Source organism: Cupriavidus sp. 22TCCZM01-5, assembly GCF_057798915.1.
In genome coordinates this window covers 94,381-107,825 of sequence record NZ_JBYOJR010000015.1, presented here as the reverse complement: position 1 = coordinate 107,825, position 13,445 = coordinate 94,381, and the positions used below count along the sequence as shown (strand labels likewise).

At 67.3% G+C, this 13,445-nt stretch carries 11 protein-coding genes; 4 read left to right on the top strand and 7 right to left on the bottom strand.

All coding sequences use genetic code 11. The features are described 5' to 3' along the window. Positions 1–11 precede the first annotated feature (11 nt). From gabT to AC3FNH_RS16130, 6 genes are all read right to left on the bottom strand, one after another. The gene (gene gabT, locus AC3FNH_RS16155) at positions 12–1,274 is read right to left on the bottom strand and encodes a 4-aminobutyrate--2-oxoglutarate transaminase (protein WP_488720747.1); all 1,263 of its coding nucleotides are present in this window, start codon (positions 1,272–1,274) and stop codon (positions 12–14) included. A 50-nt stretch (positions 1,275–1,324) separates the two neighbouring features. Next, a complete protein-coding gene (locus AC3FNH_RS16150; protein ID WP_488720746.1) occupies positions 1,325–2,962 on the bottom strand; it encodes an ABC transporter ATP-binding protein in 1,638 nt (545 codons plus the stop codon). 32 nt (positions 2,963–2,994) lie between these two features. Beyond that, complete coding sequence (locus AC3FNH_RS16145) at positions 2,995–3,834, bottom strand: ABC transporter permease (protein ID WP_488720745.1); 840 nt, start codon at positions 3,832–3,834, stop codon at positions 2,995–2,997. Then, positions 3,831–4,835, bottom strand: a complete 1,005-nt coding sequence (locus AC3FNH_RS16140) for an ABC transporter permease (protein ID WP_488720744.1) — start codon at positions 4,833–4,835, stop codon at positions 3,831–3,833. The genes AC3FNH_RS16145 and AC3FNH_RS16140 overlap by 4 nt, the downstream gene beginning before the upstream one ends. 150 nt (positions 4,836–4,985) lie before the next feature. After that, complete coding sequence (locus AC3FNH_RS16135) at positions 4,986–6,590, bottom strand: ABC transporter substrate-binding protein (protein ID WP_488720743.1); 1,605 nt, start codon at positions 6,588–6,590, stop codon at positions 4,986–4,988. A 67-nt stretch (positions 6,591–6,657) separates the two neighbouring features. Beyond that, a complete protein-coding gene (locus tag AC3FNH_RS16130; protein WP_488720742.1) occupies positions 6,658–8,007 on the bottom strand; it encodes an ArgE/DapE family deacylase in 1,350 nt (449 codons plus the stop codon). A 131-nt stretch (positions 8,008–8,138) separates the two neighbouring features. Between AC3FNH_RS16130 and pdxR the strand changes: the two genes are divergently transcribed. Beyond that, positions 8,139–9,734: a MocR-like pyridoxine biosynthesis transcription factor PdxR gene (gene pdxR / locus AC3FNH_RS16125; RefSeq protein ID WP_488720741.1), complete on the top strand. Its 1,596-nt coding sequence runs from the start codon at positions 8,139–8,141 to the stop codon at positions 9,732–9,734. Between the two features lie 158 nt (positions 9,735–9,892). After that, entirely contained in the window at positions 9,893–11,311 is a 1,419-nt protein-coding gene (locus AC3FNH_RS16120; RefSeq protein WP_488720740.1) for an FAD-binding oxidoreductase, read from the top strand. Between the two features lie 12 nt (positions 11,312–11,323). Here AC3FNH_RS16120 and AC3FNH_RS16115 read toward each other — a convergent pair whose 3' ends face one another. Further along, positions 11,324–12,241 (bottom strand): LysR substrate-binding domain-containing protein, encoded by a 918-nt coding sequence (locus tag AC3FNH_RS16115; protein ID WP_488720739.1) that lies wholly within the window; start codon positions 12,239–12,241, stop codon positions 11,324–11,326. A 116-nt stretch (positions 12,242–12,357) separates the two neighbouring features. On the opposite strand from AC3FNH_RS16115, the gene AC3FNH_RS16110 reads away from it, so the two are divergent. Next, positions 12,358–12,654, top strand: a complete 297-nt coding sequence (locus AC3FNH_RS16110) for a DUF2917 domain-containing protein (RefSeq protein WP_488720783.1) — start codon at positions 12,358–12,360, stop codon at positions 12,652–12,654. Further along, positions 12,651–13,442, top strand: coding sequence for a crotonase/enoyl-CoA hydratase family protein (locus AC3FNH_RS16105; protein ID WP_488720738.1), 792 nt, complete (start codon positions 12,651–12,653; stop codon positions 13,440–13,442). The genes AC3FNH_RS16110 and AC3FNH_RS16105 overlap by 4 nt, the downstream gene beginning before the upstream one ends. Positions 13,443–13,445: the final 3 nt, after the last annotated feature.

Genomic DNA, 13,445 nt, shown 5'->3' with positions numbered 1-13,445 from the left:
CGCGGGATGGGTCAGCGGGTCAGTGACTCGGCCAGAATTTCCAGGCCCTCGTTCATCACCTCGTCCTGGATCGTCAGCGGGAACAGGAAGCGGATCACGTTGCCATGAACGCCGCACGACAGCAGCAGCAGGCCATTTTCCAGCGCCCGGTTCTGCACCGTGCGCGTAAAGTCGGCATCGGGGCTGCCGTCGGCCTGGCGGAATTCCACCGCCACCATCGCGCCCACGCCGCGCACCTCGGCAATCTGCGGCACGCGCGTGCGCAGGCTTTCCAGGCGCGCCATCAGGCGCTGGCCCAGTTCGGCACCGCGCTCGACCAGCCTCTCGCCTTCCAGCACGTCCAGCACCGCCAGCGCCGAAGCCACCGCCAGCGGGTTGCCGGCGTAAGTGCCGCCGAGCCCGCCGGGCGCGGGGGCGTCCATCACCTCGGCGCGGCCGCACACGGCCGACAGCGGCATGCCGCCGGCCAGGCTCTTGGCCATGGTGGTCAGGTCCGGCGCCACGTCGTAGTGCTCCATCGCGAACAGCTTGCCGGTGCGGCCAAAGCCGGTCTGCACTTCATCGGCGATCAGCAGGATGCCGTGCTCGTCGCACACCGCGCGCAGCGCGCGCACGAATTCGGCCGGCGCCACGTTGAAGCCGCCCTCGCCCTGCACGGGCTCGAAGATGATGGCGGCGACGCGCTTGGGATCGATGTCCGCCTTGAACAGGTGCTGCAGCACCTTGAGCGAGTCCTCGGTGCTGATGCCATGCAGCGGGCACGGGAACGGCGCGTGGTAGACCTCGCCCGGGAACGGGCCGAAGCCGATCTTGTACGGCGCGACCTTGCCGGTCAGCGCCATGCCCATCATGGTCCGGCCGTGGAAGCCGCCAGAGAAGGCGATCACGCCGGGACGGCCGGTCGAGGCGCGGGCGATCTTGATCGCGTTCTCTACCGCTTCGGCCCCCGTGGTGAAGAAGGCCGTCTTCTTGGCGGAACGGCCCGGCGCGCGCTGGTTGATCTTCTCGGCCAGCTCGATATAGCTGGCGTAAGGCACGATCTGGTAGGCGGTATGCGTGAAGCGGCCAAGCTGCTTCTCGATGGCCTCGACCAGGCGCGGATGGCGGTGGCCGGTATTGAGCACGGCAATGCCGGCGGCGAAGTCGATATAGCGCTTGCCTTCGACATCCCAGATCTCCGAGTTCAGCGCACGCTCGGCGTAGAAATTGCACATCACGCCCACGCCGCGCGGGGTGGCGGCATCCTTGCGGCGGACCAGTTCGGCGTTCTTCATCACTTCTCTCCAGTTTTCTTGGCTTTGGCTACGGTAGAGGCCCGCGCCGCTCAGGCAGCGGCGCGGATCAGCGTCGGGTCCCAATCCTTGCCGGGAATTGCCCCGATCAGGCGCTGGGTGTAGGTGTGCTGCGGGGCGTCGAAGATCTGCCCGGGCGGCCCGGACTCCACCACGCGGCCCTTGTGCATCACGATCACGTGGTGGCAGATCTGTGCCGCCACGCGCAGGTCATGGGTAATGAAGATCAGCCCGATGTTCAGGCGCTTCTGCAGGTCGTCCAGCAGCTCGAGCACCTGCGCCTGCACCGAGACGTCGAGTGCCGAGACCGATTCGTCAGCCACCAGCAGCTTCGGTTCGAGCGCCAGTGCGCGCGCGATGCCGATGCGCTGGCGCTGTCCGCCCGAGAACTGGTTGGGATAGCGGTCGAAAGCCGAAGCCTCCAGCCCCACCAGTTGCAGCAGTTCGCGTGCGCGTGCCTGCGCCGCGGCCAGCGGCACGCCGCTGGCGACGGGGCCGTCGGTGATGATGCGGCCGACGGTATGGCGCGGGTTGAGCGAGGCGAACGGGTCCTGGAAGATCATCTGCACGTCGCGGCGCAGCGGGCGGAACTGCCGCTCGGACAGCTTCGCGATGTCCTGGCCGTCGAACAGCAATTCGCCGCCATCGATGTCGGTCAGGCGCAGCAGGCACTTGCCGATGGTGGACTTGCCAGACCCGGATTCGCCGACGATGCCCAGCGTCTCGCCACGCCGCACGGTGAAGCTCACGCCGTCCACCGCATGCACCACGCGCTTCTTCGTGAACAGGCCGCCGCCGGTGACATAGGTCTTGCGCAGCTCGCGCACCTCCAGCACGGTCTCGGCCCGGTTGCGCGCGCGCTCGCCAGCGCGGCCGTGCGGCACGGCGCCGATCAGGCGGCGCGTGTACGGATGCTGGGGATGGTTCAATACCTGGTCGGCGCTGCCCATCTCGACCAGCACGCCCTTTTCCATCACCGCGACGCGGTCCGCGATCTCGGCCACCACGCCGAAGTCGTGGGTGACGAACATCACCCCCATGCCCTTCGCGGCCTGGATGCGGCGGATCAGTTCCAGGATCTGCGACTGCGTGGTGACATCGAGCGCCGTGGTCGGTTCATCCGCGATCAGCAGCGACGGTTCGAGCGCCAGCGCCATCGCGATCACCACGCGCTGGCGCTGCCCGCCCGACAGGCGGAACGGATAGGCGTGCATCAGCGTGGCCGGATCGGGCAGGCCCACGAACTCCAGCAGCTCCAGCACGCGGCGCGCGCGGGCCTCGCCGGGATAGGCGCGGTGCACGCGCATGACCTCGGCGATCTGGTCGCCCACGGTCATCACCGGGTTGAGCGCGGACAACGGCTCCTGGAACACCATGGCCATGTCCTTGCCGCGCATGCCGAGCAGCGTGGGCTCGTCCTGCGCCAGCAGGTCGCGGCCCTTGAACAGGATCTTGCCGGTCTCGGGCTTCAGGTAGGAAGGCAGCAGGCCCATGATGGCGTTCGCGCTCATCGACTTGCCCGAGCCCGATTCGCCGACGATGCAGAGGATCTCGCCGGCATGCAGGTCATAAGAGATATCGCGCACCGCGTAGGGGCGGTCGCCGCCCGCGGGGAGCGCGATCGAGAGCTCGCGGATCGACAGCAGGGGCGCTTGGTCACTGGCTTTCATCACGGTTTTCCTTGGCTAGTCCGGACGGGCGCTCACTCGCCGCGGCGGCGAAGCTGCGGGTTCATGGCGTCGTTCAGGCCCTCGCCGATCAGGTTGATCGACAGCACCGTGAGCAGGATGGCCACGCCTGGCCACACGCTCATCCACCAGGCTTCGCGGATCATGGTGCGCGCCGCGCCGATCATGAAGCCCCAGCTCATCATGTTGCGGTCGCCCAGGCCCAGGAACGACAGCGCGGATTCCGTCAGGATCGCGGTGGCCACCATGAACGAGGCGGACACGATGATCGGCGACATGGCGTTGGGCAGGATCTGCGTGGCGATGATGCGTACCGGCTTCTGCCCGATCACGACCGCGGCCTGCACGAACTCGCGCTGCTTGAGCAACAGGAATTCACCACGCACCAGGCGCGCCACCGGCGGCCACGACACCACCGAAATGGCGGCGACGATGGAGTAGATCGATGGGTTGAAGATCGCCACGATCACCACTGCCATCGCGAGTTGCGGGATGGTCTGGAAGAACTCGGTCACGCGCATCAGCACATCGTCGATGCGGCCGCCGCAATAGCCGGCCACCGCGCCCACGGCGATCCCCACGGCCAGCGCCACCGCGGTGGAGATCACGCCGACCAGCAGCGAGACGCGGGCGCCGTACAGCATGCCGGCGGTGATGTCGCGGCCCAGCATGTCGGTGCCGAATGGCATGGACGGGTCGGTGAATGGACGCACCAGCGGGTCGGCCACCATCAGCCACGGCGACTCCTGGTAGAACACGGGCGCCAGCAGCGCCAGTGCCAGCACCGCCAGCAACACCAGCAGGCCGATCACGGCGCCGTAGTTGCGGCAATAACGTTGCAGGAAGGCTTTCATGCTGCGGCTCCCGTGGCGCCCGCGGCGATGCGGGGGTCGATAAAGCGGTAGATCACGTCCGTCACCAGGTTGAAGAACACCACCAGGGTCGAAGTCACGAAGAAAATGCCGAGCAGCAGCTGGTAGTCGCGCTGCAGCAGCGCATCGAACATCAGGCGGCCGATGCCGGGCCACGAGAACACGGTTTCGGTCAGCACGGCGCCACCGGCCATCTGGCCGAGCTGGATGCCGGCGAAGGTGATCACCGGCAGCAGCGCGTTGCGCAGCACGTGGACGCGGATCACCCGGCCGGCCGGCACGCCCTTGGCGCGCGCGGTCTTGACGTAGTCCATGCCCATCACCTCCAGCATGGAAGCGCGCGTCAGGCGCACGTACACGGCCATGAAGAAGCAGCCCAGCGACACGGTCGGCAGGACCAGGTGCAGCGCCACGTCCTCGACGCGGTCGAGCCCGGTGTAGCCCGCGCCGATGGTTTCCATGCCGAACGCGGGCAGCCAGCCCAGCACCACCGAGAACAGGATGATGGCCATCAGCGACAACCAGAACAGCGGCGTGGCATACAGCAGCAGCGCGCCCGACATCACCGCGCTGTCGATCCAGCGGCGGCGGTTCTCGTAGCGGGTGCGCGCCGAGATCACGCCGAGCAGCACGCCCAGCACGATCGAAAAGAGAAAGGCACCGCTCATCAGCAGGAAGGTCGCGGGCAGCCGGTCGACGATCAGGTCCAGTACCGGCAAGTGGTTGCGGTAGGAGTAGCCCAGGTCAAGCTGCGCCACGCCCTTGAGGTAGATGCCGAGCTGGGTCAGCACGGGCTGGTCCAGGCCGAACTGCTCGCGCAGCTGGCTGACGAAGGCGGCGTCGCCGGCACCGGCCTCGCCCGCCATCACGGTGGCCGGGTCGCCCGGGGCCATCCGGATCAGGAAGAAGTTGATGACGACCACGCCGAGGACGACCACCACGGCCTTGCCGAGACGGGCGCCAAGAAAGGATAGAAAATTCACGGCTTGCTCCACGCTGGCGGCCGGCGCTGGCGACCACGACACTGGGATGCGGCTGCCATCGCCGCCCCCCGTGCAGGGGCTGCGGCGATGGCAGCAGTCTGGGGCGGACCGCCCGGCCGGTTCAGGCGCGGGCGGTATCGGTCGTCTCGCTCAGTTCTTCTCGATCGAGACGTTGTCGAAAGACTCGTTCAGGCCAATCGCGGTGGTCACGAGGTTCTTGACGTGCTTGCGATACAGCGTCGGGAATTCGACCTCGAACAGGTTGGCGTTGGCCACGTCGGTCACAAGGATCTTCTGCAGTTCGCTGTACAACTTCTGGCGTTCCGCAGGATCCATGGTCGAACCGGCCTTGGACCACAATTCGTCCGCCTTCGCGTTGCTGTAGCCCTGCACATTGGCAAACGGCGTGCCCTTGACGATATTGCGCGTCACGTACAGCCGCTCCACGCCCAGCGCGGGGTCGCCGTACTGGTAGGTGTAGGTCGATGTCAGGTCGAAGTCCCAGTTGCTGACGCGCGCCGACCAGGTGCCGGCGTCGGCGGACTCGATGCTGATCTTGAAGCCCAGCTGCTCGAGCATCTGCTTGACGTACTCGTCCAGGCGGTCCCAGTTGGCGCCGTAGGAGGTCGACAGGATCTTGACCGGATACTTGCCCACGTCCACGCCCGACTCCTTGATCAGGTCGCGGGCCTTCTTCAGGTTGAAGTCGTAGTCCGGCATGTTCTTGTCGAAGAACAGCGTGGTGGACGAGAACGGGCTGACCGCGGGCTTGCCCATGCCGAAGAAGATGTTGTTGACGATCATCTTGCGGTTGAGCGCATGCATGACCGCCTGGCGCACCTTGACGTTGTCGAACGGCGGCTTGCGCTCGTTGAGCAGCATGCTGGCCATGGGCGAAAACATCTCCCAGCCCTTGGTGGTGTATTCCACGTTGGGGAGCGCGCGCAGGCGCTTGACGTCGACATTGTCGACATCGCCGCCGCGCAGCACCTGCACGTCGCCCTTCTCGAAGGCCACGGCGCGCGAGGCCGAATCCGGGATCACGTAGAACACCAGCTCATCCAGGTAGGGCTTGCCCTTCTTCCAGTAGTTCGGGTTCCTGGCCAGCTTGATGTAGGCGCCCTTCTTCCACTCCTTGAACATGAAAGGCCCCGTGCCGATCGGCTTCTGGTTGGCCGGGTTGTTGCGGTAGTCCGTGCCGTCGTAGATGTGCTTGGGCATCATTGGCATGGTGCCGGTCTCGAACATCGAGATGAACGGCGGGAACGGCTCCTTGAGCTTGATCTCGACCGTGCCGTCGTTGACCGCGCGGATCGAGGCCATGTACTTGTTGAGGACCGCGCGCGTGCGCACGTGCACGTCGCGCAGCATCTTGTCGATCGAGAACACCACGTCCGCCGAGGTGAAGGGCTTGCCGTCGTGCCACTTGACGCCCTTCTGCAGCTCGAAGGTATAGGTCAGGCCGTCCGGCGAGATGGTCCACGATTTGGCCAGTTCCGGCTGCGGCTTCAGGTCCGCCGTGTAAGTCAGCAGGCCCTGGTAGATCTTGCCGGCGATGTACTGGGTCGGCGCCTGCGAGTTCATGGCGCTCACCAGGATCGGCGGCTCGGGCTGGACGATGCCGGACAGCGTACCGCCCCTGGTCTGGGCAATGGCGTTGCCGGCGGGCACGGCCAGGGGCAGCAGCGAAAGGCCGGCGGCGGCCAACGCCATCGAACATGCGCTCCGCGTCAGGCGCATCGTGAATCGGTTCATCGGGCAGTTCCTCAGTTTGGTGTGGACATCGGGATGGCAATGCCGGTTGTGCTTGCGCACGGCTTCTTCAGGCCGCGTCGCCGGCCGGTTCCACGCCGCACCAGTCCACCAGGAACTGGGCCAGCGTCGTGGTCACGCGCACCATGCTCTCCAGCGACACCGATTCGTCGATGCCGTGGATATTGCGGGCCTCGGGGCCGTAGCAGGTCACGGGGGTTTCCAGGCCGATGCGGAAATGCCGGGCATCGGTGGTCGCCGTAGTCGCCGCGCGGCGGATCGGCACGCCGTTGACCTTGCGGTGCGCTTCGCCCAGCGCCTGCATGCTGGGCACGTCGAGATCGAATTCGCAGCCGGGGGCATGAAAGCCCTCATAGCGGATGCGCAGTTCGAGGTTGCTGGCCAGGCGCTCGACGGTGGCGCGAATGCGCGCTTCGACGGTGGCCTTGGCCTCGTTGATGTCCATGTCGGGGAAGAAACCGATGCGCACGCCCAGCGTGCAGGTGCACGGCACCGACGAATTCCACTCGCCGCCCTGGATCTGGCCGAGATTGAAGTTGATCGGGTGCGCATGGTCGCGGTACGCGGCCGGCCGGCGTTCGGGGCGGTTCCATTCGGCTTCGAGCTGGCGCAGGTCTTCCATCACCGCGATGCCGGCTTCGACCGGGTTGACACCGCTGGTCATGTAAGCGGCATGGGCGGGCTTGCCAGTCAGGTCGATGAACATCCAGAACACGCCCACCTGCGCGCTCATCAGGCTCTCGCCCAGCGGCTCGGGGATGATCACGGTGTCAAAGGAAGCCAGCTTGCCGGCGCCCACCGCGCTGCGCAACGCCGCCACCGTGGCCAGCGCGCCGTTGCCGGTGTTCTCCTCTTCCAGCACGGCATTGAAGCCGACCGCGCCGGCCGGCTGCAGGCCCAGGCTGGCCAGCGCCTTGAACGCCGCCAGCGTGCAGACGATGCCGCCCTTCATGTCGCCGGCGCCGCGGCCGTACAGCCATCCGTCGCGCACTACCGGCTCGAACGGCGGCTGGCTCCACATCGACGCCGGCCCGGTCGGCACTACGTCGAGATGGCCATTGAACAGCACCGAGCGCCCGCCCTTGCGGCCTGGCCGGTGCGTGGCCAGCAGGTTGTAGCGGCCGCCATCGGGGCAGCACGCCGGCGAATACATCGGCAGATGGCGGATGTCCTCGGTCCTCAGCGCGATGCGCTCGGATTGCAGGCCCAGGTCCGCCAGCGCCGCTTCGATGAATTCCGCGGCGGGCTGCTCTTCGCCCGACGGGCTCCTGGCCGCCACGAAGCCTGACAGCGTCTCGACCATATAGGGCACGAGCGCGCGCACGGCGCCGGAGAGTTCGTCGGTGGTCGGCACGGCGACCTGCTTGGCGGACGGGCTGAAGGAATCAAGACCTGACACGGGAGCTCCTGGCGAGGGGGACGCACGAGGCGCCAGGCATTACTGCCCGCTGGCGCCATCCATGAGTGGAAAATTAAACGATCGTTGGTACCATACATAGGTCCAAGTTCGAGACCATTGCTGGAGCCACTTTGAAGGAAGTCATTCTGTCCGAGCTGTTGCTGCAGCGCCTGGAACGTCCGGCGGGAGCCAAGGCGGATAGCGGCGGCGCGCATATGAATCGCCAGCTCTACGAAATCATCCGCCAGGAAATCCTTGCGGGATCTATGCCGGCAGGCTGCAAGCTGCCGGCGTCGCGCCTGCTCGCCAAGGAACTAGGGGTTTCCCGCAATACCGTTCTTTACGCTTACGAGCAATTGCTGGCAGAGGGCTATGTCACGGCATCCACCGGAAGTGGCACCTTTGTGTCGCAGACTTTTCCCGACCATAGTGCGTTGCACAAGCCCGGGGCCCGAAGTGGCACCATGGCAGTGCCCGCGGTGCAGCAAAGCCTGAACCGCTTCGACCTGTCACGGCGCGGCATGCACCTTGTCGCGAACGCCGGGGCCTCGGACCGGCAATGGGGGGCATTCATGGCAGGCGTGCCCGATGTCTCGCTGTTCCCGCATGCGGTCTGGGCGCGGCTGCTGAACAAGCACTGGCGCAACCCGCGCCCGGAGTTGCTGACCTATGCCCACCATGGCGGCTATCTGCCGCTGCGGCGCGTGCTGGCCGAGCACCTGCGGCTCGCACGTTCGGTGCGCTGCGAGCCGGAGCAGATCATCCTGACCACCGGGATCCACCAGGCCATCGACCTGATCGCACGCCTGCTGGCCGATCCGGGCGACAAGGCCTGGATGGAAGACCCCGGCTACTGGGGCACGCGCAGCCTGCTGACCAATGCCGGCGTGGACGTAATCCCGGTGCCGGTCGACGACGAAGGCATCGCGCCCGACGCTGCCACGCTGCAGAACCCGCCGCGCTTCATCTTCGCCACGCCGTCGCACCAATACCCGCTGGGCACGGTCATGAGCCTGACGCGCCGGCGCATGCTGCTCGAGTACGCGCGCCAGCGCGGCGCGTGGATCGTCGAGGACGACTACGACAGCGAATTCCGCTTTGAAGGCCGTCCGCTGGCTTCGCTGCAGGGCCTTGACGAGCACGACCGCGTCATTTACATGGGGACCTTTTCCAAGACGCTCTTCCCCGGGCTGCGCATGGGCTTCATGGTGCTGCCAAAACCGCTGGCACCGCATTTCGCAACCGGCCTGTCCGAGTTGTTCCGCGAAGGCCAGCTCATCCAGCAGGCGGTGCTGGCGGACTTTATCGAGGAAGGCCACTACGCCACGCACCTGCGCCGCATGCGGCTGCGCTATGCGCAGCGCCAGGGCCTGCTGCGCGAAGCCATTGCCGCGCGCTTCGGCCAGGACTGGCCAACCTCCACCCATGAAGCCGGGCTGCACCTGGTGATGCACCTGCCGCCGGGCGCCGATGACCTCGGCATCAGCATGGCCGCGCGCACGCAGGGCCTGTCGGCACGGCCGCTCTCGCGCTACTACGCTGACGAAGTCCGCGCGCGGCAGGGCCTGTTGCTGGGCTATGCCTGCGTACCCGAAGACGATATCAGCCCCGCCTTCCACAAGCTGGCCGAGGTCATCGAACCGGCCATGGAGCACCTGGCCCGCACGCGCCAGCCGCCGCGCGAGTTCCGCGCGCGCATCAACACCGAAGCATGGAGCGGCGCATGAGCCTGGCGCCCGGCGTGGCGCCACCGTGCGGGCGCCGATTGGCTCTTATCATCCGCCGCCGGCTTGCATAGGATTCCTGGCTTGCCTGCCGCGGCCCCACGCGAGGTCCACTCGGCTCCCACGCGGCTCCCTCTTCACGCAAACGGAAAGGTCCCCCAATGGCAACACCGCTAAGTACCCCGCCCCTGCTGGACGAACTGGCAGCCGTCCTGGACGCCGCTGGCCTGCAGACCGGCGACGCCATCGAGACCCGCTTCCGCAAGGACTGGTACGCGCCGCTGGATGCCGAGTCTCCGCTGGCCGTGGCGCGGCCGCGCAGCACGGCCGAGGTATCGGCGGTGCTGGCCATCTGCAATCGCCACCGCCAGCCCGTGGTGCCGCAAGGCGGCCTGACCGGCCTTGCGGGTGCGGCCACGCCCGCCGGCGGCGAGCTGGTCCTGTCGCTCGAGCGCATGCGCGGCGTGGAGGAGATCGACCCGCAGGCAGGGACCATGACCGTGCTTGCCGGCACCACGCTGCAAGCCGCGCAGGAAGCGGCGCGCGCCGCCGACTGGCTGTTCCCCGTGGACCTGGGCGCGCGCGGCAGCTGCCAGATCGGCGGCAACATTGCCACCAACGCGGGCGGCAACCGGGTAATCCGCTACGGCATGATGCGCGACCAGGTGCTCGGCCTCGAAGCGGTACTGGCCGACGGGACCGTGGTCAGTTCGCTCAACAAGATGCAGAAGAACAACGCCGGCTATGACCTGCGCCAGCTCTTCATCGGCAGCGAAGGCACGCTGGGCGTGATCACGCGCGCGGTCCTGCGGCTCGCGCCGCTTCCCGCCGCCACGCAGACCGCGCTATGCGCGCTGGGCAGCTACGACGATGTGGTAGCACTGCTGCGCCATGCGCAACGCCGATTGTCGGGGCGTGTTTCAGCGTTCGAGGCAATGTGGGCGGACTTTTATGAACTGGTGACGACCCGCGTGGCTGGCGTGCGCGCGCCACTGCCGGCCGGAGCGCCCTTCTATGTACTGATCGACCTGCAAGGCAATGACGCTCGCCTGGATGGCGCAGCCTTCGAGTCGATGCTCGAAAGCGCGATGGAAGCGGGCCTTGTCACAGACGCCGCGGTGGCATCCAGCGAGAAGGAAGCCGAGAGCTTCTGGAAGCTGCGCGACGCCGTCGCCGAGTTCCCGGTAATGTGGGCACCGAATGCCGCCTACGACGTGAGCCTGCCGATCGGCCGGATCGGTCGCTTCGCCGAGAGCCTGCGCAGTGCCGTGCTCGCGCGCTGGCCGCATGCCGAACTCGTCAACTTCGGCCATGTGGGCGACAGCAACCTGCACGTCAGCGTGTATCTTCCTGGCGCGACCGCCGCCGACTTCCCCGAGCACGAGATCAGTGAAGTGCTCTACCCGAAAGTCAGCGAGTTCGAAGGCAGCATTTCCGCCGAGCACGGTATCGGCACGCACAAGAAGCCATTCCTCGGCCACTCCCGCACGCCGGATGCGCTCGCGCTGATGCGCCTGCTCAAGCGCTCGCTTGATCCCGGCAATATCCTATGCCCGGGGCGCGTGATCGACGTGGATTGACCTGAGACACCGCTAGCCGCCCAGCACCTCCGCCGCCAGTTCGCTCTCCAGCCATTCGCGAAAGCGCCGCACGCCGCTGCGCGCGCCGGGCGACTCCACGATGCGATAGGACATGCCATCGGACACGTGCTGCGGCAGCACCACCTCGAGCCGTCCGCTGCCGAGCAGCGGCAGCACCAGCGGCGTGCGCCCGATGGCCACGCCCGCGCCCTGCGCCGCGGCGTTGAGCACGTGCTCGTATTGCGAAAAATACAGGCATGGCTGCCGCGCCGACTGCGCCAGGCCTAGCCGCCCATACCACTGCGGCCACGACATCCACGGGAAGCGCCCGGCCGGGTCATGGAACACCAGCAGCGGCTGGCGCACGAGGTCCCCCACCTCGCGCACACGGGCCGCCACGGCCGGCGCCGCCACCAGCATCAGGCGTTCGCGCAGCAATGGGGTTTCGTCCGGAGTGGGCGGCGCCAGGCGGATCGCCAGGTCGAAGCCTTCCCGCTCAAGGTTGGCGTTGGCTTCCGATGCATCCACGCGCACGTCGATCCCTGGCGCCACGGCCTGGAAGCGCGCGAGCTTGGGCACCAGCCACAGCGACGCGAACGACGGCGTGGTGGTCACGGCGATCGACACGCGCTCCGTGGACAGCAGGCGGTCGACCGCGTCGCCAAGCTGCGCGATCGCGGCCCGCGCGGCCTCATAGAGCTGGCGGCCTTCGCCGGTCAGGGCGAGCCCCTTGCCACCCCGTACGAACAGGGCCACCCCGAGCACGTCCTCCAGGCTCTTGACCTGCTTGCTCACGGCCGACTGGGTCAGGCACAGCTCCTGCGCGGCGGCGGTAAAACTCAGATGGCGCGCGCTGCTTTCGAAGCCGCGGATGGCATCGAGCGAGATCGCACGCAAGGCGTTGGCACTGGCCTGGCTCAAAAGGGTCATGACGGGCAGGAATACCTCGGATGAAAACACTTCCGGCCACGCCGGCCGGATCGCGCCAACAATGATGTCACGGACTTGCCTGCTCGTCAGGCTGCAAGGAGATCGCCGTGACCACGATGCAAATGTGGCGCCTGGCCGGCGCCGCGACCTACACGATCACGCTGCGCGAAGGCGACTGCCTGCGTTGCCTGGACGGGCAGGTCTGGATCACGCGCGAATGCGCGAACCGCGACGAATCGGCGCGCGACATCGTGCTCGACACCGGCGAGCGCTTGTGCGCCAGGACCACCATCACCTGTTTCGTTTCAGCGTTGCGCCGCCGGCCCGCCTGTATTGCGGTCAACGCCGAAGCACCAGCCGGGCGCTCGCCCGGCGCTGTCATCCATCGCTTCCTGGAGGAAATCTGCATATGACGGACCTGATTGAAGCCGAACGCCATGGCCAGCACACGCTGCTGGTCCTGAACCGGCCCGACAAGCTCAATGCCCTCAGCTATGCGCTGATCGATGCGCTGATGGCGCGGCTCGACGCCGCCGAGGACGACGACACCGTGCGCACCGTGATCCTGACCGGCAAGGGCACGCGCGCGTTCAGCGCGGGCGCCGACATCGCCGGTTTTGCGCCGGACCTGGAGGCCTCGCCGGAACAGGCGCTGCGCCGCTTCCTGATGCGCGGACAGGCACTGACGCGCCGGATCGAGAACTTCCCCAAGCCGGTGATCGCCGCCATCAACGGACTGGCGTTCGGTGGCGGCTGCGAGGTGATGGAGGCCTGCAGCCTGGCGGTGGCGGCCGAGCACGCGACCTTCGCCAAGCCGGAGATCCGGCTCGGCTTTCCGCCGACGTTCGGCGGCACGCAGCGGCTGCCGCGGCATGTGGGACGCAAGCGTGCCAACGAGATGATCCTGACGGGCGACGCCATCGGCGCCGACGAGGCAGCGCGCATCGGGCTGGTCAACCGCGTGGTGCCTGCCGATGCGCTGCTGCAGGCATGCATCGATCTCGCGGAGCGCATCGCCCGGCATTCGCCGATCGCCGTGACCGCCTGCCTGCGGGCGGTCACACGCGGCATCAATGTGCCGGTCGATGAGGGGCTGGCGATCGAAGCCATGCAGTTCCGCGCCGCCGCGGCCAGCGCGGACGCGCGCGAAGGCACGCGCGCGTTCCTGGAGAAACGCGAGCCGGCTTTCGCCGGCCGCTGAATC